24 protein-coding genes and 2 tRNA genes are annotated in these 22,463 nt (G+C 38.6%); 12 read left to right on the top strand and 14 right to left on the bottom strand.

The window, feature by feature from the left end:
• Positions 1–510: 510 nt before the first annotated feature.
• The 8 genes from GQR54_RS15035 to GQR54_RS15000 all read left to right on the top strand — a co-directional run bounded on the left by GQR54_RS15035 (position 511) and on the right by GQR54_RS15000 (position 6,541).
• Entirely contained in the window at positions 511–1,443 is a 933-nt protein-coding gene (locus GQR54_RS15035) for a CHAD domain-containing protein (protein ID WP_166378647.1), read from the top strand.
• Between the two features lie 26 nt (positions 1,444–1,469).
• Positions 1,470–2,369 carry a DUF350 domain-containing protein gene (locus GQR54_RS15030; protein WP_024589503.1) on the top strand — a complete coding sequence of 300 codons (900 nt, stop codon included), beginning with the start codon at positions 1,470–1,472 and terminating at the stop codon, positions 2,367–2,369.
• Between the two features lie 3 nt (positions 2,370–2,372).
• Positions 2,373–4,094 (top strand): polyamine aminopropyltransferase, encoded by a 1,722-nt coding sequence (locus GQR54_RS15025; RefSeq protein WP_166378645.1) that lies wholly within the window; start codon positions 2,373–2,375, stop codon positions 4,092–4,094.
• Positions 4,095–4,173: 79 nt separating this feature from the next.
• Positions 4,174–4,587 (top strand): DUF2170 family protein, encoded by a 414-nt coding sequence (locus GQR54_RS15020; RefSeq protein WP_004335098.1) that lies wholly within the window; start codon positions 4,174–4,176, stop codon positions 4,585–4,587.
• A 24-nt stretch (positions 4,588–4,611) separates the two neighbouring features.
• Complete coding sequence (locus GQR54_RS15015) at positions 4,612–5,304, top strand: PspA/IM30 family protein (protein WP_004335088.1); 693 nt, start codon at positions 4,612–4,614, stop codon at positions 5,302–5,304.
• Positions 5,305–5,378: 74 nt separating this feature from the next.
• Entirely contained in the window at positions 5,379–6,017 is a 639-nt protein-coding gene (locus GQR54_RS15010; protein WP_166378643.1) for a DUF4178 domain-containing protein, read from the top strand.
• Complete coding sequence (locus GQR54_RS15005; RefSeq protein WP_010554828.1) at positions 6,014–6,340, top strand: hypothetical protein; 327 nt, start codon at positions 6,014–6,016, stop codon at positions 6,338–6,340. The genes GQR54_RS15010 and GQR54_RS15005 overlap by 4 nt, the downstream gene beginning before the upstream one ends.
• Positions 6,341–6,355: 15 nt before the next feature.
• On the top strand, positions 6,356–6,541 hold the full coding sequence (locus tag GQR54_RS15000) for a hypothetical protein (RefSeq protein ID WP_024592231.1): 186 nt from the start codon (positions 6,356–6,358) through the stop codon (positions 6,539–6,541).
• 29 nt (positions 6,542–6,570) lie between these two features.
• Here GQR54_RS15000 and GQR54_RS14995 read toward each other — a convergent pair whose 3' ends face one another.
• The 5 genes from GQR54_RS14995 to GQR54_RS14975 form a co-directional block, all read right to left on the bottom strand.
• Complete coding sequence (locus GQR54_RS14995) at positions 6,571–6,972, bottom strand: hypothetical protein (RefSeq protein ID WP_024589501.1); 402 nt, start codon at positions 6,970–6,972, stop codon at positions 6,571–6,573.
• A gap of 10 nt (positions 6,973–6,982) precedes the next feature.
• Positions 6,983–7,516 carry a hypothetical protein gene (locus GQR54_RS14990; RefSeq protein WP_024592229.1) on the bottom strand — a complete coding sequence of 178 codons (534 nt, stop codon included), beginning with the start codon at positions 7,514–7,516 and terminating at the stop codon, positions 6,983–6,985.
• Positions 7,517–7,626: 110 nt separating this feature from the next.
• A complete protein-coding gene (locus tag GQR54_RS14985) occupies positions 7,627–9,003 on the bottom strand; it encodes a class II fumarate hydratase (protein WP_166378641.1) in 1,377 nt (458 codons plus the stop codon).
• 11 nt (positions 9,004–9,014) lie between these two features.
• Complete coding sequence (locus tag GQR54_RS14980; RefSeq protein WP_231609379.1) at positions 9,015–9,380, bottom strand: hypothetical protein; 366 nt, start codon at positions 9,378–9,380, stop codon at positions 9,015–9,017.
• A gap of 101 nt (positions 9,381–9,481) precedes the next feature.
• Positions 9,482–9,667 (bottom strand): hypothetical protein, encoded by a 186-nt coding sequence (locus tag GQR54_RS14975; protein ID WP_010554833.1) that lies wholly within the window; start codon positions 9,665–9,667, stop codon positions 9,482–9,484.
• A 201-nt stretch (positions 9,668–9,868) separates the two neighbouring features.
• On the opposite strand from GQR54_RS14975, the gene GQR54_RS14970 reads away from it, so the two are divergent.
• Positions 9,869–10,459, top strand: a complete 591-nt coding sequence (locus GQR54_RS14970) for a DUF938 domain-containing protein (protein WP_166378639.1) — start codon at positions 9,869–9,871, stop codon at positions 10,457–10,459.
• Here GQR54_RS14970 and GQR54_RS14965 read toward each other — a convergent pair.
• The 4 genes from GQR54_RS14965 to GQR54_RS14950 form a co-directional block, all read right to left on the bottom strand.
• Positions 10,436–11,575, bottom strand: a complete 1,140-nt coding sequence (locus GQR54_RS14965; protein ID WP_166378637.1) for a GNAT family N-acetyltransferase — start codon at positions 11,573–11,575, stop codon at positions 10,436–10,438. The genes GQR54_RS14970 and GQR54_RS14965 overlap by 24 nt on opposite strands.
• 6 nt (positions 11,576–11,581) lie before the next feature.
• Positions 11,582–12,982, bottom strand: coding sequence for an alpha/beta fold hydrolase (locus GQR54_RS14960; protein WP_166378635.1), 1,401 nt, complete (start codon positions 12,980–12,982; stop codon positions 11,582–11,584).
• Positions 12,972–15,692 carry an ATP-binding protein gene (locus tag GQR54_RS14955; RefSeq protein WP_166378633.1) on the bottom strand — a complete coding sequence of 907 codons (2,721 nt, stop codon included), beginning with the start codon at positions 15,690–15,692 and terminating at the stop codon, positions 12,972–12,974. Before GQR54_RS14955 ends, GQR54_RS14960 begins: the two co-directional genes overlap by 11 nt.
• Before the next feature lie 72 nt (positions 15,693–15,764).
• On the bottom strand, positions 15,765–16,220 hold the full coding sequence (locus tag GQR54_RS14950) for an Lrp/AsnC family transcriptional regulator (protein ID WP_007579788.1): 456 nt from the start codon (positions 16,218–16,220) through the stop codon (positions 15,765–15,767).
• 136 nt (positions 16,221–16,356) lie between these two features.
• Between GQR54_RS14950 and GQR54_RS14945 the strand changes: the two genes are divergently transcribed.
• Complete coding sequence (locus GQR54_RS14945) at positions 16,357–17,526, top strand: monodechloroaminopyrrolnitrin synthase PrnB family protein (protein ID WP_166378631.1); 1,170 nt, start codon at positions 16,357–16,359, stop codon at positions 17,524–17,526.
• Position 17,527: 1 nt separating this feature from the next.
• Positions 17,528–18,652, top strand: coding sequence for an aminotransferase class V-fold PLP-dependent enzyme (locus GQR54_RS14940; RefSeq protein ID WP_166378629.1), 1,125 nt, complete (start codon positions 17,528–17,530; stop codon positions 18,650–18,652).
• Here the strand turns inward: GQR54_RS14940 and GQR54_RS14935 are convergent.
• The 4 genes from GQR54_RS14935 to GQR54_RS14920 form a co-directional block, all read right to left on the bottom strand.
• A complete protein-coding gene (locus GQR54_RS14935) occupies positions 18,636–19,124 on the bottom strand; it encodes a DUF4124 domain-containing protein (protein WP_007579794.1) in 489 nt (162 codons plus the stop codon). The two genes, GQR54_RS14940 and GQR54_RS14935, sit on opposite strands and share 17 nt — an antisense overlap.
• 492 nt (positions 19,125–19,616) lie before the next feature.
• Positions 19,617–19,709, bottom strand: a tRNA-Ser gene (locus tag GQR54_RS14930).
• Positions 19,710–19,762: 53 nt separating this feature from the next.
• Positions 19,763–19,853: transfer RNA gene (locus GQR54_RS14925), tRNA-Ser, on the bottom strand.
• A gap of 219 nt (positions 19,854–20,072) precedes the next feature.
• The gene (locus GQR54_RS14920) at positions 20,073–20,213 is read right to left on the bottom strand and encodes a hypothetical protein (RefSeq protein WP_010554841.1); all 141 of its coding nucleotides are present in this window, start codon (positions 20,211–20,213) and stop codon (positions 20,073–20,075) included.
• A 326-nt stretch (positions 20,214–20,539) separates the two neighbouring features.
• Here GQR54_RS14920 and GQR54_RS14915 point away from each other — a divergent pair, with 326 nt between their 5' ends.
• On the top strand, positions 20,540–21,409 hold the full coding sequence (locus GQR54_RS14915) for a YegS/Rv2252/BmrU family lipid kinase (protein WP_166378627.1): 870 nt from the start codon (positions 20,540–20,542) through the stop codon (positions 21,407–21,409).
• 37 nt (positions 21,410–21,446) lie between these two features.
• Here the strand turns inward: GQR54_RS14915 and GQR54_RS14910 are convergent, their stop codons facing one another.
• Positions 21,447–22,376 (bottom strand): EamA family transporter, encoded by a 930-nt coding sequence (locus GQR54_RS14910; protein ID WP_007579798.1) that lies wholly within the window; start codon positions 22,374–22,376, stop codon positions 21,447–21,449.
• Between the last annotated feature and the right edge of the window lie 87 nt (positions 22,377–22,463).

Below are 22,463 nucleotides of genomic sequence, written 5' to 3'. Positions count from 1 at the left end.
CATCCTACTGCGTAGCGCACCAACTTCATATTGTAGAAAGCCCGAATTTAACGATTTGGGCTTTTTTACGTCTGCAGAAAAGTAAAATAAGCGTAATTAATGTACACACATCAACACCTAGCACGTAGGTCGGGTGAGCGCCGCGACTCCCTACGCTGAAAGTACCGAAAGTACCCTTATACCAACCTGCATAAATCTTTAATCAATTTAACGAATTAAATTGCACTATACGTCGTTAAAATTTTTTATTTAGAACTACTAGATACAAAAATTTTTGCCTAGTTCTAGCGTAATTTTCTTAACGTTAAATAGACCCCATATATAAGCAGATTGGTATTATAAAGCTTCTACTTCAATTCTAACCTCACGATACGACTCAATATCTTCACTAAATCACAGTCTGATTTAAAAGCTAGCTACTTCTTCTCATTTTGTTGCAATTTCATTCTTGGTTTAATAAGTGACCTGTGTAAAACTACCTCAGTTAATTTAGTAAATCAGGTGACATGAATGTCGAATATTAAAGCTTGGAAACTTATAAGCCTGTTTTGTTTGTTCGCAGTGCTTATGGGTTGTCAATCGAAAGAAGAGCAGCTGCAACAAACAATTCAAGAGTCTATTAAAAAGGTAGATACGGAGCTGTCTCAGCTTGGTACTGCACTCGATAATGGAAGTGTACGCAATGCTGTGTTACTTAAAGAATATGGCGAGCTTCTTAAAAAACAACAACCAGAGCTTACAAAAGTTGTTGATGTAATTACCCTTGATGCAACGCGCCAAGGCGCACTTTATAGTGGCTTAACACAGCGACTTAAAGAGATTAAAGGAACTTACTTAATTCCTCCTTACGAAGATACGTTACATAGCATTGATTTGTTGCGTGATGCATCTAAACCTACGCTATTTTCTGATGCGTTAACCGATCCTATTAATATGCTAGCTGATATGTCCAAAGGCACTTTAGCGCGTGTAGGCGCAATTAGTAAGCAAGCTGAAGGTGAGGGTGTTGGTAACCAAATGGTAGGTAACCCTAACTATGGTAACTGGCAATCAAATAGTAACGGTATTAGCTTTTGGCAATGGTACGGAATGTACCGTATTTTAGGTGATGTATTTGATCGTGTTGAATACGGAAGCTGGAGTAAGCGCCGAAAGTATAGCTATTACAATGACTATGGCCGCTCGCGTTATTCAAGCCCTAAACAAATTAAAACCCAAAGCGCGCTAGAAACACGCACGCGCCAAACATACCAACGCCAAGGTAAGCAGTTTACAAGCCCTTATGCGAGTAAAAAAACAGGTGCATCAGGTTTAAGCCGTAGTAGTTATACGCCAGCAAAAAGCCGCAGTAGTTATTCTCGTTCGAGCAGTTATAGCAATAGCTCAGGATCGGTGCGTGATAGCGGTAGCAGAACCTCTCGTGGCGTGAGCCGTGGTAAGTAAAAGAATAAAGTTGGAGTTAGAATAATATGTATGAATTTAATGGAATAACTATGTGGTCACTGCAAGCGCTGGCGATTGATTTTGCAATTATTGTTTTATTATTTGTAAGCCTTAAATATATAAAAGGCTGGGTTTCAAACTTACATGCAAATGATGAAATAACAGAGCGTGATAACTTTGCTTTTGGTATTAGCTTTGCCGCTGGCTTAGTGGCACTGGCGATTGTATTAACGGGTGTAAGTAGCGGAGCTTTTGCTGCAACACTGCAACAAGAAGCACTACAAATGTTAGCTTATGGCGCATTAGCAATTGTACTTATTAAGTTGGGTCACTTTTTTCAAGATAAAGTAGCTCTTCGTAAAGTAAGCCTGCACGACGAAATCGTTAAAGGTAACGTTACAGCTTCAATAATTGATTTTGGCCATGTTGTCAGTGTTGCTATCGTTATTCGCTCAGCTCTTTTATGGGTGGCTACTGACGGCTGGCATGGTCTTCCAATTGTAATTGCCGCCTTTATTATAGGTAGTGTTGTATTACTACTTGTTAGCCAGTACCGAGTGCAGTTATTTAAGCGTACAAATAAAAGTGGCGACTGCCTACAACAAGCAATTGTTGATGGTAACTTAGCTGTGGGTATTCGTTACGCTGGATTTTTAGTCGGTAGTGCATTAGCTATTACAGCAGCAACGGGTGTTGCACCTTACGCGGCTGATAATATTAATGCGAGTTTACTATACTGGGCTATTAGCGCAGTAGTGAGCCTTGTTGCATTTATTATTTTGCACTTAGTGACAATTAAAATAATTTTATCTGGTTGCGATATTTCCGATGAAGTTAATCGTCAAAAAAATGTAGGTGTAGCTACTATTTCTGCAGCAGTATCATTTGCTGTAGGTATCACTATGGCAACATTACTAGGCGCATAATCAGTGTCATCAACCACAACTAGCCCAAGTAAGTCTCGCTTACTTGGGCACGATATACTACTTATTACTGTTATGGCCGTGCTTGCTGGGTGCGGCCTTATTTATGAATACTTACTGTCTCATTATGCGGGCCGTGTACTTGGCTCGGTAGAGAGCGCTATTTACGCCATGATCGGTACTATGATTGTAGCAATGGGCTTAGGCGCTTTTTTAGCGCGTTGGTTTAAAGATGCATTTACCGCTTTTGCTTGGCTAGAAAGCATTATTGCTTTGGTTGGCATGGGCTGCATTTTAGCGATAGCGGGTGTAATAGCAGTTAGTTATTCTCTTCCTCATTTATTTTCGAGCATTTTTAATTTACCCCCTGATGTTGTACTTAATGGTTACGTATTTCAAAAGCTACAAGAGTGGTCACGTTTTCTACCTTATGTTTTTGGTTTAATACTGGGCTTATTTATTGGTATGGAAATACCGCTTATAGCGCGTATTCGTCAGCATGTTTATGGTCGGTTTTTAGAAAACAACGCAGGGACTATTTATGGTGCCGATTATATTGGTGCTGGTATTGGTGCAGCCATTTGGGTAAGTATCATGCTCTCAATGCCTATAATGCAAGCTGCAGCGTGGACGGCGTTATTTAATATCATTGCGGGGCTCGCGTTTTTATGGCGCTACCATACCCATGTGCGCTTTGCTAAGGCACTTTTAGTTTGCCATATAGTATTACTGGCATTATTTGGCTTTATTTTAGTATTTGGCAGTAGCTGGATGAACAGTCTAAGTAATGTTTTATACAAAGATAAAGTAATTTATTCGCAAGCAACTAAATACCAACACGTAGTTTTAACCGAAAGATTAAGCAAAAACCAACCTCAGCCAATTACCGATTTATATTTAAATGGGCGTTTACAGTTCTCAAGTATTGATGAGCAAATATATCACTCAATGCTGGTTTACCCTGCAATGCTTGCCTCTAACAGACACGACCGTGTATTAATAATTGGTGGTGGTGACGGGCTTGCACTTAGAGATGTTTTAAAGTGGCCTGTAAGTGAAGTAACGCTAATAGATTTAGACGCGCAACTACTCAATTTATTTGGTCATAAAGACGGTGACTTTACGCCGCCAGAGCACATCAATAAGCGATTGCTACAGCTAAACAATAAATCGATGCATGATTCGCGAGCCAACATAATTGTGGGTGATGCATTTTTAGAAGTTGAAAAACTGCTTGATCAATCTAAGCAGTTCGACACTATTTTAATTGATTTACCTGACCCTAATCATCCTGATCTAAATAAAATGTACAGTGACTACTTTTATAATCATGTACGGCAGTTATTAGCACCCGATGGCGCAATGGCGGTTCAATCAACCTCACCTTATCACGCTAAAAAAGCGTTTTTAAGCATTGCTAAAACAGTTAAAGCTGCTGGGTTTGAGTATGTTGAGCAGTATCAGCAAAACATACCTTCTTTTGGGCAGTGGGGCTGGACTATAGCGACTAAAATGGGGCAGTCGGCCAGTGGCCGTATTAATGATGCGACGGCTATGCCTGTGCCATCAAGATGGATTAGTAAAGAATATTTATTGGCAAGTTTTGTATTTCCTAACCACTACTTTGAACAAGTTAAAAGTATTGAGGTCAATAGGTTAGGGTCTGGTCAGTTGTATGATTACTACCGAACTGCATGGCAAATAGAAAGCGAATTGTATAAAAACTAATAAAACATGGTTGACATAATATGTCGACCATGAGAATCTTAACTCAGACATAATATGTCAAACGACAAAAGGCAGAGACATGGAATTAAATGAACTTTCAATAAAATTAGCTTCTTTTGAAACTGAAGGCGCTAACTTTGAGTCTTTCTTGATTGCCAACCCAGGCGAGCAAGATGTTTTACAAGTCATTGTTGATGGAAATGATGAGCTTCCAATTTTTGTTACGCAAACGCAAGAGCAGTTATTATGTATTAGCTACTTGTTTGACGAAGATGAAGTTAAAAGTGAATTACGCAACGAGTTAAACGAAACATTACTACGTTTAAACGTGCCAATTCCACTGAGTGCATTTGCTAAAATCGATAACAAATACGCGATTTTTGGTGCACTGTCGGTAAATTCATCATTGGATGACGTTACCCACGAACTAGTGACATTAGCCGATAACGCTATCGATGCACTAGAAGCCGTGACCTTGTATTTAAACGATTAATAGCTAGTTAGTGGAGTTAAGATTATGAGTATTTTAAAAAAATTATTTACAGCAGTACGTGGCGGCGCTCGTGAAGCAGGCGAAGCAATTGTAGACAAAAATGGCATCCGTATTTTTGAGCAAGAAATTGCAGACGCGCAAAATGCACTTCACCGTGCTAAAAAAAGCCTTACTGAAGTAATGGCCAAAGAAATGCAAACTAAGCGTAAAATTAGCGCTGTAGATGCATCAATCGCTGAACATGAAGCGTATGCAGGCCAAGCTCTTGAAAAGGGCAACGAAGCATTAGCATTAGAAATTGCAGAAAAAATTGGTGACTTTGAAGCTGAAAAAGCTGAAAACGAGCAAGTATTGTCTGGCTTTAGCAATCACATTGTTGCGCTTAAGCAGCAAGTTAAAGATGCTGAAAAATCGATTAAAGAGAATCAGCGTCAGCTTACAATGGTTAAAACCACTGAAAGCGTACAGCAAGCAACAATGGCTGTTAACAGCACGCTTAATACAAACAGCTCGTCTATGACATCGGCTCGTCAATCGCTTGAACGTATTAAACAGCGCCAACAAGATCGAAGTGACCAGCTTGGTGCTGCAAAGCAACTTGAGTCAGACGTAAATGGCGATGACTTAAAAGCAAAAATGGCTGAAGCAGGCATTGGCGACACAAGTCCAAAAAGCGCTGATATTTTAGCTCGCATCAAAGCGAAGCAAAATAGCTAACCATTACGTTTATACTTTAAAAAGGTAACCGAGTTTTTCTCAGTTACCTTTTTTGCTTAGAAGGCAGCCTTCCTATGTTTAATTTTTTCAAATCTAAAAAAGAGCCAGAACGTCAACTTAATCATCCGAGCGATCTTAAAAAAGGCGACATGTTTAGCGTTATTGATTCATTTGCCTATCCTGCATGGTTAAAGGGTGAAACGTTACGTGTTACTGATATTCAGACTTACCAATATCAGCACAGTAGTGATACTGAATTTGTACTTGAGACAAATAGCGGCCAAGTTGTATTTTTACAAATTGAGCAAGATGACGGCGAAGAGTGGGCTAACTTTTCTATTAAAATTCAGCGAAACGAAGTTGAAGAGATATTTAGCCTTGATGAGTTTGCGCGTATTTTTGATGAAGAGTCGTTAACCCACATTACAGTGCAAAATACACCAGAGCGCTTTATGCAGTTTTTAGCTAAAAGCTACCAACAAAGCGAGTCGCCTTATGTGTGTTATTTCCATAATAAAGACTACCGCAACCAAGCATTACCTCGTTATGAGCAAGAAGGTGGTGAGCCATGTGAAATGATTTGCTTAGCGTCAGATAATGAAGGCTTTGGTTTAAATATCGAAATTTGGGATGGCGGCGAAACCGAAGTATCGCTAACGCTCATTCGTCCAATGTCAGACATTGTAGACTTGTTTCCCGGAGATGCTAAGTGAGTGATGCTAAAGATAAGTGGTTACGTCAGGAACAAGCTGTACGTGCCACACAAATGGCATTCGATCTAAGCAGCGAAGTTCAAAAGCTGATAAAAAAGCAGGCAATTGATCAAGAGCTAACGCCGTCAGATATGATCCGAAAAATACTTGGCTTAGACGTAAAGTCTAAAAAAACGCGTCAACGTTTATCGTTTAACTTAAATGATGATGAAATAGCGCAACTAGCCAGTCGCTTTGATGTACAAAGCGATGATAAGCGAGCCGTAAAACAACAAGTAGCTGATTTATTAATAGCTCACACTAAAAATAAAAAAGTGAAATAATTTAATTAGGTTTTTATGAATATTGTTTTAATTGCTTACTTAATTATTTTTGCGTTGTTTGGTACTGCGGCGAGTTATTTTGTACGTTTTATTTATGCATATTGGGTGCTTAAAACAATGCCCATGAAATACATTATTAAAGCTGGTATTTGCGTGGTACTGGTGGTAGTAATTTCAGCGTTAATTCCGTATTTAAGTTAACGCTGAAATTAGCTTATACGCGGCCGTTTTTATTTTATATCAAACGACTGGCATTGGTGGTTAATACACAGCGATTGCACTTCAAGTACAGGAGAACAATCAGTTAAGCCTTGTGCTTTATTTTGTATGTTTTCTTGTTTTGTTATTTGTTGAGCAAGCTGTTCTGCTTCTTCTTGAGATGTGTTTAGCGTTGAATAAACAGCATATTTACTCGGTCCGCCGCATGCGCGGGCGCCCACTTCAAGTACTTTGCACTGAAAGCTTGCAGTGCAGCTGTTATTACTCACCATGTTATTCAGATCATAGTTTAAGTCAGATAAGTTTTTACTTTGCTCATTTGACGTCACAGTACTAGCACAACCACTTAGTAATAAAATGCTGCTAGCAATGCTTAAAATTGATAGTTTAATTGCCGATGGTAAACAACTCATAACGTTATCCTTAAAATGCACTTACCGCTGAGCCTTCAAGTTTAACACATTTATTTTCAACACACTGTGTGCTTGGCGTTGTTAAATGCTGACAAATGCTCATCATCCCTTTTTGTGAATTATAACTACTTTCAAGCTTAGTAATTTTGTCGCTAAGGACAGCTACTTGTTCCTCAGATGCTGCGTTTGTTGAGTACACAACAAAGCTGCTTGGCCCACCACATGCGCGACTGCCTACTGCACTTATTCTGCATTGGGTGCTGGTATCACATTGCTTATCTGTAATTAGCGTATTTAATTCGGTTTTAGCTGTTTTTATATCGTCTATTGAAACGTTTTTTAAATCAGCTTTTGGTATTTTTTCAGCAACTACGTTCTTTTTAGTATTTTCCTGTAATTGAGTGTTTTCTTTTAGCTTTTGTAGCTCTTGCTTTGGTGCTTCAGCTTCTGAGGTGATTGTTACTTGCTGCGTTTCAGTGGGTGCTTTATCTAAGCATGCAGTTAAACACAGTGGTAAAAGTATGGCTAACAATGGGGTACGCATAACAAACCTTGATAGTGATGAAATATTCATCACTATCATACACGGTGCATTTTTTACGGCAATAAAAACTATATTATCAAGTAATTAAAGCCGTGAAAAATACCGTTTTGTTAAAGTCCACCCTGCGTTAGTTTGGTGGGGTTAAGTAGTTTTTCGAGTTCACTGCGTGGTAAATCAGTTTCTTGTTCGGCTACATCAATAATAGGGCGGGCTTCTTTATAAGCCTGCTTTGCTATTTTTGCTGCTTTTTCATAACCTATCACCGGGTTAAGTGCCGTCACTAAAATTGGATTTTTAGCGAGCGCTTTATCTATATTAGGCTGATTTACCTTAAAGCTGGCAATGGCTTTATCGCCCAATGCCTGCGCGCTATTGGCAAGTAATTCTATGCTTTGTAAAATATTATACGCAATGACTGGCAGCATAACGTTTAGCTCAAAATTACCCGCTTGACCTGCTACGGTAATAGTGGCGTCGTTGCCAATAACTTGTGCGCTTACCATGGCTGCGGCTTCTGGTATTACTGGGTTTACCTTACCTGGCATAATGGATGAGCCTGGTTGAAGCGCTTCAAGCTCTATTTCACCTAAACCTGCAAGTGGTCCTGAGTTCATCCAGCGTAGGTCGTTGGCTATTTTCATTTGTGCGACAGCGAGTACTTTTAATTGCCCAGAAAGTGCGACGATGGCGTCTTGTGAACCTATATTATAAAAAAAGTTACTACTGGGCGTAAATCTAATACCTACATTGGCACTCAGATTTTCTGTAAATTTTGCTGCAAATTTAGGGTCGGCATTTATTCCTGTTCCAACGGCTGTACCGCCTTGTGCAAGTTCGCATACACGCTCTAAGCTATGTCTAATTCCTGCTGCGGCATGATTAACTTGTGACTGCCATGCACTTAGTGTTTGATCAAACGTTACAGGCATTGCATCCATTAAATGCGTACGGCCCGTTTTAACTATATGGCCTACTTCAGCTTTTTTCTTTTCCAGGCTTTGCGATAAGTTTTCAAGCGAAGGAAGTAATTCATACACTACATTTATTGCGCTACTGAGTGCGATAGCAGTAGGGACTACATCGTTAGAACTTTGCCCCATGTTTACATCATCATTAGGGTGAATGCTTTCACTGCCTAATCGGCTAGCAAGCGTTGCAATAACTTCGTTGGCATTCATATTTGAGCTTGTGCCTGAACCAGTTTGAAAAATATCAACGGGGAAATGCTCAACATGCTCGCCATCAATGATACTTTGACAAGCTTGCTCAATTGCATCGGCTTTAGCTTTGCTTAAATGGCCTAGCTCACAGTTACTTTGTGCAGCGGCTTGTTTTATATAAGCCAGTGCAGTTATAAATTGCTTTGGCATAGGTAAGCCACTAATGGCAAAATTATTAACCGCTCGCTGTGTTTGCGCCTGATAGAGCGCATCAGTAGGTACTTTTAGTTCGCCCATGCTGTCTGATTCTGTTCTAAAGTTGCTCATAAGTGTGCTCCTTAAAAAGGGTTGAATTCGTGACTAAGAATACGAGCTTCACGCTCAAGTATTAAAAATTGTGCAGTATTGTTATGCACTTTATAAAACCATTTTAGTGCTAATAAAGGTTTGTATAACTGCTCTAAACATTGTTTACGAATAGCATTATGTATAAGAGGGTCGCACATTTTGTTCATAATTTCATGGTGTGTGCGTCTAAGATAAAACTCTTGAAGCAAGGGATTACGTTGTTGCTCAAATTTTTTGGCGACGTTAAGGGCGGTTTCTATGTAATCGGCAACGAGCATGGGTGCATGCAGACCAGGTCTTAAGCAATGGCAAGAGAGTTCTTGATGGTAACGATGCTGGGCATAATTTGAAGACATAAAAAAACCGACTTAAGTTAACGATAATAGTTATCATTACATTTAATCGGTTTCAGTGTAAACAGTTATTATAAAAATTATTTGCGATACTAATTTGAGTTTTAATTGTAGCCAAGAATAAATATCTGATCTGTTTCATGTTTGGTCATCGCCTGTTGATTATGTTTAGGGTGCGAAAGTAAATCGATTACTGTTGCTCTCATATCAACGGCGTAACTATGATCGTCGGTGGTTTTTTCGGTTATAGCAATAGCTGCGTCTACAGCGGTATAAGGGGGTATATGCATAATTTTATCCTTTGAAATTTAATATAAGTTAAACCCTTTAGTGGGTTAGTTATATAAAAGCATATTACGTACCAATCATAATAAATTAGCTCAACCATATGATAGTTATAGTGTTTAAAAATTATCTTTTTTTTCATCACGACAAAATAAGCTAAATTTGCTTTACTGTTGTGCATTAATCTACAATTTTGGTGCACAGTAATGACAAAGCCATTTTCACAAGCCTGTGAAAACAATAAAACCCCTATTTTAGAGCAATTAAAGGACGTATTAAAAAATACTAAAACAGTACTCGAAGTTGGCTCAGGAACCGGCCAGCATAGTGTTTTTTTTGCAGAGCAATTACCACATTTACAATGGCATACAAGTGATCGCGCTATAAACCACGAAGGGATTAACTTATGGCACCGCGAAGCTAATTTAACTAATTTGCATGCACCTCTTGAGCTTGATTTAAATAATGAGTGGCCAGTAGATAAGGTTGACGCTATTTATACTGCAAACACATTTCATATTGTAAGTTGGCAATTAGTTGAGCGTTTTTTTGACGGTGTTAAACGCCACTTAAATAGCGACGGTATGTTGTGTATTTATGGGCCATTCAAATACCAAGGTGAATTTACCAGCCCAAGTAATGATGACTTTAGTGCCTTTTTAAAAGAGCGCGATCCGTTAAGTGGAATAAGAGATTTTGAAGCAGTTGAACAACTAGCTAAGCAAGCAGGGCTTACGCTTATTAGCGATACAGCCATGCCTGCAAATAATCAGTTACTCGTTTTTAAACGGCAGTAATGAGCTACATTGCTCTTTATATATATCAATATGGCCGCGTTCACGCTTTAAGTAGTCGCTTATTGCATTACTGAAGTCGCCATCAACAATATGGTGAGCAGAGTAGGTAAGCACGGGTTCAAATCCGCGTGCTATTTTGTGCTCACCTTGTGCACCAGAATGAAAACAGTTGAGTTTATGCTTTATTGCAAACTCAATACCTTGGTAATAACACAATTCAAAGTGCAGCGAATCTACTTCCTCACTTGCTCCCCAGTAGCGCCCATAAAGCGTATTTTTACCTACTAAACTAAGTGTTGCAGCAATCACGTTATCGTCTTTTTTGGCCAGCATAATAACGAGACTGTTAGCCATTAAGGCATGTAAAAGCGTAAAAAACTCCATATTTAAATAGCCCAAATGACCAGAGCGCTTTAAGTAGGTGCGCTGATAAAACTCACAAAACAATTGCATTATCTCGGGCGTAATTTGCGTTCCTTGCAGCCATTCAATATCAATGTTCTGTTGCGCTATTTTAGCTCGCTCTTTTTTAAGGGATTTACGTTTGCGTGAGCTAAGTATTTGCAAAAAGTCGTCAAAGGTTTCAAAACCTTTATTAAACCACTGAAACTGCACACCCACTCTTAGCATGGCGTGTTGCTCAGTTAATGATGTTGCTTGAGCTTGATCGCAAAAGTTAACATGCCATCCCGACCATCCTTGCTGAGCACTGTGTAAGCTAAGTTGCTCTGTAATGTACTGATATACCGTATTTGGGTTAGCGTGCTCGATAGCAATACGCTTGCCTTCAATAGGGCTAAAGGGAATGCCAGATAGCCACTTGGGATAATATTCTAAACCGTGTTTTTCGTATGCCTCAGCCCATGCCCAGTCAAATACATACTCGCCGTATGAATGACTTTTTAAATACCCGGGTGCAAGTGCAACGAGCGTATCATTTTCAAAAATAGCGAGGTGATGGGGCTGCCAACCGCTTTTTTGTGTTACGCATTGGCTTTGTTCAAGGGCATATAAAAAAGCATGTTGAGTAAATGGTTCATCACCAAATAAACGTTGCCACTGCGCCTGATCAATCTCATTAATACTGCTAAACCATTGGTGCGAAAACGTTCCCATGACTACTTACCTTGTAGTTGTTCTAAGCTGTTCTACGTTTTTAATAAACGTACTAATTTGCATTTTAAGCTCGGTAAAATGAGGATTATAAGTTAAGCGCTGTAAAGCCGGATAGTGTTTTAAGTTGGCGCTTGTATGCTCTCCTAGTTGTGGGTTTTTAGTTGTTTTACATGTTTTATATAGGGACTCGTCGTTAATAAAGCTGCCACAATTGCGATAAGTTGCGTTAATTCCATAATGTGGATTTTGCGGTGAGTTAACAACAGCAATATGCGATATACCATGAACCTTTTTACATTGAGGTGTTGTGCATTGCGGATTATTTACTGTGTAGTCACTAGCAAAGTCTGGCGGTAAAATATCAGTGCTTCCATAAAGTACTAAAGTATCGAGCGGTTTATATTCGGTTGAATTACCTTGGTGTAATGCACTTAATAATTTTAGCGTGGCACGCGTATCTATCGTGGTATCAATGTCGGAAAGTACACTAAAAATAGGCAATTTAAGTGCAGGGCGTTTGTTTAAACTACTTACGCTTGCAAGTGACATTGCATCGTATGAAGCGGCAGCTGCATTTAAAGAAAATGATTCATACTTAGCAAAGTCTACATCGGCGTCTTTATCAATCCAATTAACAAAGGGTATGGCATCAATCCACTTTGCTATCCAGCCGTACTTATTATGTGGCTCGGAGCCTGGCGAATAAAGCATAAGCGCTTTAATTTTAGGGGATACAGTGTGTTTGGTTGCGTAATCAATAAGTAACGCTGCACCGGTAGAGTAACCTGCGAGTATCACCTCATCAAAGTCTTGTACGGAGCGTTCAATACCGTATTTTATTGCTTGTTGCCATTGGCTAACGTCTACATTGAGTAACGCACTTGCGGCGCTTCCATGTCCTGGTAATAAAATAGTACGCACAGTATAGCCTTGCTGATAATACACTTGTGCTAAATCGTGATACGTAAAGGGTGAATCAGTTAGCCCGTGGATTAGTAGTGCAACTTTATTACTGTTTGGATGCGTGAGCTCAAAAGGAGCAATAATATCTGCAATAGTAGGGTCAGGTTTTCGCGTACCTTGTGTTACTAATTGCTGATAGGTTTGTGTAATAACAGGGCATGGCATATTTGCACGTGGATTGGCTTTATTTATATGTTTATATGCAAAATCTAAGTAATCGTTAAATGGCAAAAGGGCGTGGTAATTAAAGCGCTGGTGGTTGTGCTCATTTTCAAAGCGTAATAAGCCTTGTTGCTTACTTTTTGTTATAAATTTAAAGTTGCTCGCCTGCGATATACAGTTTTGAGCGACAGCTGTATGAGAAAAAACACTTAAAACAAAACCAAAAGCTACTCTTAAAAATACTCTTAAAACTATTCTTAAAATTAAACCACTATTGTTCATTAACTTCTGCATATTGGACAAGACACTCGGTTAGCTTAATGAGTTCAAGCGGTTTTGCAAGATGTTGATTAAATCCAACTGCTTGTGCATGTGCTTTATCCTCTGGCATTACGTCGGCAGTTAAAGCAATAATCGGGAGTTCTTGTTTGGTTTTAAACTGCCGAATCAGTGCAGTTGCTCTATAGCCATCCATTATAGGCATTTGGCAATCCATAAGGACTAAATCAAAATGTTGTTTTTTCACTATATCGACCGCCAACTCACCGTTTTCTATCATATACGGCACAATCCCTAACGAGCCAAGCATCGCTTTAATAACCATTTGATTTACTGGGTTATCCTCTGCGACCAAAATGTCTAGCGAAGTAATATTAGTATTATCAAATGTAATAACATGTTCTTTTTTAGGTTCTGTTGTTTCTAATCGCATTGAAAATGTAAAAGTAGAGCCTTTATCTATTTCACTTTTAAGGGCTATTTCTCCCCCCATTAATTGGCTTAGCTCTTTTGCTATTGTTAAGCCAAGCCCTGTACCGCCAAACTGCCTTGAGGTAGAGCTATCAGCTTGGGTAAATGCGTTAAATAATTTTTTATGCTGGCTTGGTTTTATACCTATTCCGGTATCACTAACGTTTATAACAAGCTGTACTTTATTGGCGGCAGTAAACTCTGTTTCTATGTTTAAAGTAACGCTGCCTTGGCTTGTAAATTTAATCGCGTTACTACATAAATTAAGTAATACCTGCTCAATTCGCATAGGATCACCAATAAACCAGGTATTTAAAGGTAGCTTTGAGTTAACTTGCCAGTTAATACCTTTGTTAAGTGCGCTTTGTTCAAACATATTGTCTATGCGTGTTATTAAGGCACCTAGGTCGAATGCAATAGATTCAATAACTAACTTTTGGGATTCTATTTTTGATATATCAAGAATGTCATTAATTAAGTTTAATAAACTTTTAGATGATGAGTTTATTTTATCTAAATAGCCAATGAGTGTACTTGCACTGTCTGTTTCTCGAGCAAGTGAAGAAAAACCAATAACGGCGTTTAATGGTGTACGTATTTCGTGGCTCATATTCGCTAAAAATTGGCTTTTAGCCTGATTAGCTAAATCAGACTGCTGCTTTGCTTGTGCGAGTGAGTGTGTACGCTCAGCAACTTGACGTGTAAGTGCAATTTGTTGCTGATTAAACAGCAGTAAAACCATTAAAATTAAAGAACATACGGCAACTTGGAGTATGAGCAATAATAGAGTTAGTTGGCTATTATGTTGTGTTAAAAAGCTTTCTTTAAGGGCTAGTTTTACAATCCATTTTTGCCCTGCAAAGTCCACGTCAAACGACATTAAACGGCTACCTTTGGCTTGCTGAACATCTTGAGAGTAATTACTATAAAACGGCGGTGTGTTTGTATCTTCGTATATACCAATCGAAAACATATCAGACTGTTCTTTAGAAATGGCCTGCTCAATAATACTACGCACTAAAAATATACCAGTGGCATAGCCTTTAATTGTTTTTTCATCATTATATTGAGAGTACACAGGGGCAAATAATAAATAGGCTGGTTTAGGTTGTTTGGTTTGCACCAACTGAATTATTTTAGTTCCGACTGGCATGTACTTTATAGCGGGGTTAAGCAGAGAGTTTTTTCGATCAGGGTTTGAAAATACATTAAAGCCAATCGCTTTTTGATTACCATTAAAAGGAGCTATGTATTTTACTATAACAAGGGGATCGTTAATTTCAAGAGGTTCGCCAACTATATCAATATCTAAATGGTAAATGTTTGATATTTCTTGAGCAAAGACTTCGCATTGATCTTGAGGTATTTTTGCATTCCACGATAAAGCGTTAATAAACTCGTATTGAGTTAGTAACTGACTAGCATAAGAATAAAAATCTTGCTGGCTCAGCATGGGAGATGATTGAACCTGACTTGCTAAGCTCTGCACTGCAATAATACTGCGATTTGTATATCTATAAAGGCTGTTTTCTATAACGTGGACTTCACGTTCGGCAATTTTAATAGTGCTTATACGATTTTCCTGATCGTATAATTGTGTTGTTACCGCGACTGATAAAAATAAAACTGAGCATACTGCAATTGTCGGAAATGCCGATATAGTATGTTGATTAGACTTTTGTGGTAATAAAGAAAGTAAAAACGGAGTCGCAATTAATACCCCTAATGTATCGCCAAGCCACCAGTAAATAACATTATTCCAATGATTATCAATACTGTAAATTGAGTTAAATTGACTCAGTGCGAATACGCCAAAGTTAGCTGAAATTAAGCTGACCAATATGGCTATGACTAAAATAAAGTAAATTATATTCTTGCGCTTTTTAAAGCGCAGCGGGTGACCAAGCCAATACTTTAAAAGAGCTGCGCCGACCATTGCCTGTATAACAACACCAAAGGCGATATACATTGCCTCGTTGAATGAGTTGCCGACCAGGACTAGCTCATGAGCTGAACTGTCAAAAATATTTAGGTTAAACGCAATTGCAGCTACAAATAAAGGCGGGATAAAGCGCCACCACCAAATATAACAACCGACTAGAGCTATGCCGGCAGGTAACCAAATTGGAATTATTTGCGAGTTAAAAGCAAGTTTAGTGAGTGCTATGCCGACTAAAAAATATGCTAAAGCAAACATAATGTAAAAAATAATGGAATGATTTTTAGAGTTAAAATTTTTCACATAAGGTCCAAGCAATTATTATTATCGTTTTGAAATATCAGTATAGCTAACAGTAAGTTATTTTGGTTATTTTTATAATGGTAACTGTTTTTTGCTAAATGACTGCTTTAACACGACTGTTGATTCTATATTTGCAATACAACTTAAACTACCTAGTTGATGTTTTACAAACGTTTCGTAGCTCTCAAGATCATGTGCAATGATTTTTAATAAATAATCATAGCTTCCTGATATTACACAACACTCTAATACATGTGGTAATTTTTCTACATGTTGCTCAAATTGCTCTGCAGCACTTACCGAGTTTTGGCTTAATCGCACAAACGCATATACCAACACATTAAGGTTAAGTGCTTTAGGATTTATGGCGGCGTGGTAGCCGGTAATAATGTTTTCTTGCTCTAACTTTTTTATACGCCTTAGGCAAGGTGTATCCGATAGGTTAATACTGCTGGCCAAGTCTGAAACCGACATACGAGCTTGGCTTTGCAGTGCAATGAGTAATTGCTGATCTTTTTTATCTAACATAGTTGTCGGCTTTTATTAATTATTTTTATATTTGTAGTGATTATTGCTAAGTATTGCAGTTTTTACTAATTTTTTTGGCGTTTTACCCTCATTGAACTCTGTTAGCATTTAACTATAAAAATAATAGAGCACACCAATGAACACACATACCGCTATTTTCGATCACTGGATACGAACAGAGTTTGTCACTTTAAATAGTGAATTAGAGCAGCTTTATTGGCAGCAAACCGATAAAGCCAATGTAGAAGGGGTAGGCGAGGCCTTAAAGCAACAATTAGAAAAAGAAGGCAACGTATTAATTAGCAATTTATTAGCCGAGGGAAACACAGATCAAGGCTTTGATAGTGCTTTTGACTTACTCGGTAACGTAGGATTATTTATGGCAGCGTGTAGGCGCCATGAAATTACCGAACCAAGCAGAGAAACCAGCTCCCCACTAATAGATGCTTTAGCGCTTGCTATGCATATAGGCGCATCGATTGGCGTAACTCCTCGTTTTGCTACCGCCCACTTAACTACTCATAACAAAGCACTTAACGGTATTTATAAACGATTTACTAATTTACCCGACGAAAAGCTATTTCTTGATTATAACACTCAAGGCATTTTGGCCTACAAACGGGCAAGTGATGCATTATTAAAAATATTACCACTGGGGATTTCGCATCCTTTATGTGGTGAGTTATTAAAAGTAGCTAAACAGGCACTTATAAATGTAATTGAGGCAAACAATGCACTTTATTCTGAGCTCGATACAGATCGCTTTTTTAACTGTGTTCGCCCTTATTATAAACCGTACCGTGTAGGTAAAGAGGTTTACAGAGGCGCAAATGCTGGTGACTTTGCAGGTATTAACGTGATTGATATGCTGTTAGGGCTGTGTAGTGCAAACGAGCCTAGTTACTCGCAAATGCTGGTGGATAAGTTTTTATATATGATGCCAGAGGATCAACAAACCCTGCGAGAAGCCATGCGTATGCAAAGCTTTATGGATGACTTTTTACAAGCAGAGCAACATAAAAATACAGATTGGTTTAAAAGCCACGCAACGTTATTTATCCAAGTGTGTAAATTACATGGTGACACCGCAGTCGGTCATCATAATCAACTGGTTGAAAAGTTTATTGCTCAGCCTTCAAAAAATATGCAACAGCAGCATATGAGCAAGGTAACAGCAAGTGGTCCGCCGCTTCATGTGTTGCTTGATTCGCTCGAAAAATTAAGAGATAGGCGAGCCAGCGCAAAACGCGACGATATAAAAACACGTTTTGATGATCTAAATACACTTAAAGAATGGGTTAAATAGCATGCTTAAAAATGATTTTTGTATGGCCGATGGCTGTTATTTACTAAACCACTCGGTAGGGCGTCCTCTTAAAAATACGCAGCAATATTTAGCAGAGCGCTATTTTTTACCGTGGGAGAGCTCAAATCAAGAACCTTGGCAGCAATGGCTGCCCGCAGTTGAGCAATTTACTACCGCACTTGGTAAGTTATTTAATGCGCCTAGTTCGCAGTTTTGCCCTCAAGTTAATTTATCAAGTGGCTTAACAAAGTTGCTTATGTCGCACCCTCGGTTACAGCAAAAAAATTGCAAAGTGCTAATGGCGCAAAGTGATTTTCCGAGCATGGGTTTTGCAATGCAAAAAGCATTGCCAGAGTGCGCACAAATTATGTTTATACCAGAGCACGAAAACCTAACTGATATTAGTGTTTGGCAGCGTTATATAACTTGTGATATCGATTTAGTTTTTATAAGCCATGTGTATTCAAATACAGGTGTACAGGCGCCTGTATACGATATTGTAGCTATAAGTAAATTAACCAATAGCTTGTCAATAATTGATGTTGCTCAATCAGCGGGTGTGATACCGCTTGATTTAAGCGTACTCGATGCTGACTTTATGATTGGCTCGAGCGTTAAATGGTTATGTGGTGGCCCAGGTGCAGCTTATTTATGGGTTAACAAAAACCAAATAGAGTATTGTGAGCCTAAAGATGTGGGTTGGTTTTCGCATCAAAATCCATTTGAGTTCAATATAAACCACTTTGAATATAACGCCAGTGCGCTCAAATTTTGGGGGGGCACTCCCTCTGTAGCACCTTATATTATTGCCGCAAATAGCATTGCTTACTTTGCAGAGCTAACTGCTCACAAGGTAAGGGTGCATAACTTAGCTATGCTTACGCTTATTCATGAGCAACTAGGCAAATATGTTGCATCACCTATGAGTAGTGATAAATGCAGCGGGACAGTTATTTTGTTTTTTAACAAGCAGCAAGACCATGTACTTACAGCGCTTAATAAAGCGAAAGTCAGTGTAGATGCCCGTAAATTTGGGATACGAGTATCGCCACATATTTATAATACTCAAGAAGACGTTGCGCAGTTTATTTCTATAGTAAAACGAGCGCTTAAGGGTTTTGGCTAAGCTGCTGCTTTCTTTGTTTTAATGACTCTATTTTTTGCTGCGTTTGATTAATTGATGCGTCGTAAGCTTGCTTTAACGAATTTGTTTTAGTTGCGATAGCATCAGCAATAGACGAAGCGCCTAAACGATTGGCTTTATCTTGAGTCATGTAATCTATTTGCTGTTTTTTAGCTGCGTATTCTTTTTGGCTTTGTGCAATAGATAGCTCAAGGCGCTTTATTTCACGTTCTATTTGTTGAACTTCTAAGTAGTCATCCACAGAGGTGTCGGTAATACCTTTACCGGGTGTAGAGCTTTTGTATGCTTCAATTACGTTTATATCTTTAAGAGTAATAACTTGTGCATCTTTAGCGCAAGGCGTTTGGCTAAAGGTAGGAACGCCCTTAATTACACACTTATACACTGTTGTACTTTGTGCCAAGGTAAAAAATGGTGCTGCCGCGCAAACTGATAGCAATATGAACCGGATCATAGCTAAACCTAAAGTGGCTAAAGTTGTGTTAATAATGCCCTAAGTTATTACTAGGCACAATTTGTTTAGTTTTTATAATTTTTAGGCACAAAAAAACCACAATTAAGTGGTTTAAATTAAGTATGGTCCAGAGGGAGGGATAGATTTGCTTACATCCATATAATCAATCGCTACGCGACGCTTGCAGCGGCCTAAAATGTTCCAGACATTTTGTCGAACCCTGTCGAGGGTTCTCACCCTCCCAATTTTGTACTGGTGTTAAATTTTAGGCACAAAAAAAACCACAATCAAGTGGTTTAAATTAAGTATGGTGGAGAGGGAGGGATAGACTTGCTTACATCCATGTAATCAATCGCTGCGCGACGCTTGCAGCGGCCCAAAATGTTCCAGACATTTTGTCGAACCCTGTCGAGGGTTCTCACCCTCCCAATTTAGTATCGGTGTTAAATTTTAGGCACAAAAAAACCACAATCAAGTGGTTTAAATTAAGTATGGTGGAGAGGGAGGGATTCGAACCCTCGATAGAGCTACAAACTCTATACTCCCTTAGCAGGGGAGCTCCTTCGGCCACTCGGACACCTCTCCAACGCATAACCGTTTGTATTGATGGAAGTAAAAAAAAGCCACCAATTAAAATATGGTGGAGAGATAGGGATTTGAACCCTAGATGGGCTATAAACCCATGCCGGTTTTCAAGACCGGTGCATTCGACCACTCTGCCATCTCTCCGTGACGCAGAATAATACTTAGGTGATACCGCTGTGTAAATAGCAAAATGACTGTTTGCCTAAAAAATGTACGTAAATGAGGTTTTTTTTGTAAATAAGGGGAAATTAAGGCAATTTTTAATAAAATAAATAGGTTGCAGCAAACAAGGGGGAGCTAAATAAGTGACTTCATTTAGTGGTTGAGTGTTCGCTGCACCGAAAAATAATCATGGTTGGGTGATTATTTATATTGAGCTGCGCCGCTAAGTGCTAGTCTTTTACCAATAGTGTTAAGTCTAGCTAACATTCTTGCTTTACGGTTAGTTGGTTTAACTGCTACTTGAGCTGCTGCTGTTTGATTTAATGTGTTAATTGGTTTCATTATTTTGCTCCGGGTTGTATATGTTGAAATCGCGTGCATTTTGCACGTTGTTTGATTAAAAAGACAACGATAAAAATTGAGCCTGACGGATTAGTTAAACTAATCCTTATTGATTTTATTAACGTGCGGTTCAGTGTTTTTTATTATGGTTTTTGCATAAATAGTTAAAATAAAATCGGCTTTACTCTCGCCAATACTGGTGTTTCTGTGTTTTTTTATTTATTTATATGCATTTTAAACAAACTTTTTGACTAGTTATTCAGATTAAAAAAACTCAATTAAACTCTTTTTTATTCGTTCTTAAATACATTGTTGGAAACAAAAGCTTGTCACTACTAATAATTATTAAACCAAGTACAAAAAAACAGAGTGAAAAATCACTAATATGGCTTAAAAGCATTTGTAAAAAACGCAGTTTTTCTTATTGTATGTTTACTACAACGGGAAACTTTAACGATGACTGCGCTCAAATAAGGTTGCTACTGAGTAAATTTACCAAAGTAGTTGTACTTGGCGGAGACGGTACATTGAGCTTGGCGGTTAATGCGTTAATAGGGAGTAGCTGTACGTTAGCATTATTGCCTTGCGGTACAGGTAACGATTTCTCGAGAGGGTTTAGTTGCAAAGAAGATGATTGGCGAAAGGCACTATTTAATACACCGACAGCAATTGATGTAGGAAAAATTAATAGCCGCTATTTTATTAATATTGCAGGGGTGGGGTTTGATGCTCATGTAGTTAAAGCGATTAATGCTAAAGCTAGTTTTTCATCTTTTGATTACAGTTGGATGAGCATTAAGGAGCTATTTTATTATCAAGCTCAGCAGTTACAAGGTACGTTTAATAACGATGTTAGGCAGTATAAAAATTTAATTACCGTATTTGCTAATCATAAGTACTTTGGTGGTGGTCTAGAAATAGCGCCAAAAGCAGATTTAACTGATGGGCTGCTTGAGTGTTATCAAATGCGATCGGGTGGGCTTTTTTATAACGTAATAAGCTTTATGAAGTTGTTTTTTAAGCGCCATCAGCATATAAAAAACCTTAACTACAGTCGCTTAAATACAGCTTCCATAAAAACTGAAGGGTTATTGATTGAAGCAGATGGTGAACTGGTAGGTAAAACTCCTGCCGTTATTAGTGTACATGGGCAGGCTTTACTTTTTCATATGCCAATAAAAAAGCGCCTACAGTAGGGTAGGCGCTTTTACGTTAGTTGCGTTAATAACGCGTCTAACTGGGGACGGAGCCACTTTTAGCCATTGCTCTATTAGCTAAAAAGGCGTTAATTCGTTTTGTTGGGGTAAGCACAATGGCGTTACCTAATAGCACTAGGCTAAATCCTGCAAAGGTATTTGCGTGCCATTCAAAGCCTTCAAAAAAGCTACTCAGTGTTACTGCCACTAGTGGGAATAAAACAATAACGTAGCTGGCTTTTTCAGGGCCTATATTTCTAAGTAGAGCAAAGTAGCAACCAAAAGCGATTACAGTGCCAAATATTGATAGATAAAGTAGTGATAGCCAGTAACTTGGTGGAGCGTTTAAACTAAATTGCACATCGTTCATTAATACATATAAAGCCAAGCCTATAGCGCTGTATAACATGCCCCATGCATTGCCTTGCAATACACCAATTTGTTTACGAGAATTACGAACGCTTACCATATTTCCTAATGAAGCCACAAAGGTGCCACCAAGGGCAAGTAGTAACCCGACCAATGCACCATTACTCAAGTCGAACTGCTGTAACTGTGGCCAAAACAGACACGTAATACCTAATACAGCGAGTACAGCACCTGTATAAATTCGTTTTGAGATTGGCTTACCAAAAAATAACCGAGTATTGACTATGTTCATAACCAGCAGCATTGAAAAGGCAATAGAGGTCATGGCTGAGGTAAGGTGATTTTGTGCCCAGTAAAGCATTAAATAATTTAATCCAAAATTACAAATGGCTAATAAAACAAAAAAGCCATGATCCAGTAACTTAAATCGCATGTCGGGTTTTTTGTACGCTACATATAACCACATTAAAAGCGCTGCAATAGCAAAGCGATAAAATAACGATAACTCTACCGCAATATCACCTAACTGAAACTCTATGGCTAACCAAGTTGAGCCCCAAATTAAAACGGTTGTAATGTATAGCGCTGCACTTTTCATGGTTAGTCTCCAAAGCCCGGTTGAATGGCTATTTTAAGACCTATCTGTATACTTACCATATACAGAAAAGTAAAAATGTAACCTATA

This window comes from Pseudoalteromonas sp. Z9A4 (assembly GCF_011378845.1).
Taxonomy (GTDB): Bacteria; Pseudomonadota; Gammaproteobacteria; order Enterobacterales; family Alteromonadaceae; genus Pseudoalteromonas; species Pseudoalteromonas arctica.
Note: the sequence above shows the minus strand (reverse complement) of the source record. Positions and strands in the feature narration are given on the sequence as shown.

Bases quoted from the DNA above. Each gene is read 5' to 3' on its own strand.
- GQR54_RS15035 (WP_166378647.1), top strand. From the start codon at position 511: ATGTCGAATATTAAAGCTTGGAAACTTATAAGCCTGTTTTGTTTGTTC.
- GQR54_RS15030 (WP_024589503.1), top strand. From the start codon at position 1,470: ATGTATGAATTTAATGGAATAACTATGTGGTCACTGCAAGCGCTGGCG.
- GQR54_RS15020 (WP_004335098.1), top strand. From the start codon at position 4,174: ATGGAATTAAATGAACTTTCAATAAAATTAGCTTCTTTTGAAACTGAA.
- GQR54_RS15015 (WP_004335088.1), top strand. From the start codon at position 4,612: ATGAGTATTTTAAAAAAATTATTTACAGCAGTACGTGGCGGCGCTCGT.
- GQR54_RS15010 (WP_166378643.1), top strand. From the start codon at position 5,379: ATGTTTAATTTTTTCAAATCTAAAAAAGAGCCAGAACGTCAACTTAAT.
- GQR54_RS15000 (WP_024592231.1), top strand. From the start codon at position 6,356: ATGAATATTGTTTTAATTGCTTACTTAATTATTTTTGCGTTGTTTGGT.
- GQR54_RS14995 (WP_024589501.1), bottom strand. From the start codon at position 6,972: ATGAGTTGTTTACCATCGGCAATTAAACTATCAATTTTAAGCATTGCT.
- GQR54_RS14990 (WP_024592229.1), bottom strand. From the start codon at position 7,516: ATGCGTACCCCATTGTTAGCCATACTTTTACCACTGTGTTTAACTGCA.
- GQR54_RS14985 (WP_166378641.1), bottom strand. From the start codon at position 9,003: ATGAGCAACTTTAGAACAGAATCAGACAGCATGGGCGAACTAAAAGTA.
- GQR54_RS14980 (WP_231609379.1), bottom strand. From the start codon at position 9,380: ATGTCTTCAAATTATGCCCAGCATCGTTACCATCAAGAACTCTCTTGC.
- GQR54_RS14975 (WP_010554833.1), bottom strand. From the start codon at position 9,667: ATGCATATACCCCCTTATACCGCTGTAGACGCAGCTATTGCTATAACC.
- GQR54_RS14970 (WP_166378639.1), top strand. From the start codon at position 9,869: ATGACAAAGCCATTTTCACAAGCCTGTGAAAACAATAAAACCCCTATT.
- GQR54_RS14965 (WP_166378637.1), bottom strand. From the start codon at position 11,575: ATGGGAACGTTTTCGCACCAATGGTTTAGCAGTATTAATGAGATTGAT.
- GQR54_RS14960 (WP_166378635.1), bottom strand. From the start codon at position 12,982: ATGAACAATAGTGGTTTAATTTTAAGAATAGTTTTAAGAGTATTTTTA.
- GQR54_RS14950 (WP_007579788.1), bottom strand. From the start codon at position 16,220: ATGTTAGATAAAAAAGATCAGCAATTACTCATTGCACTGCAAAGCCAA.
- GQR54_RS14945 (WP_166378631.1), top strand. From the start codon at position 16,357: ATGAACACACATACCGCTATTTTCGATCACTGGATACGAACAGAGTTT.
- GQR54_RS14940 (WP_166378629.1), top strand. From the start codon at position 17,528: ATGCTTAAAAATGATTTTTGTATGGCCGATGGCTGTTATTTACTAAAC.
- GQR54_RS14935 (WP_007579794.1), bottom strand. From the start codon at position 19,124: ATGATCCGGTTCATATTGCTATCAGTTTGCGCGGCAGCACCATTTTTT.
- GQR54_RS14920 (WP_010554841.1), bottom strand. From the start codon at position 20,213: ATGAAACCAATTAACACATTAAATCAAACAGCAGCAGCTCAAGTAGCA.
- GQR54_RS14910 (WP_007579798.1), bottom strand. From the start codon at position 22,376: ATGAAAAGTGCAGCGCTATACATTACAACCGTTTTAATTTGGGGCTCA.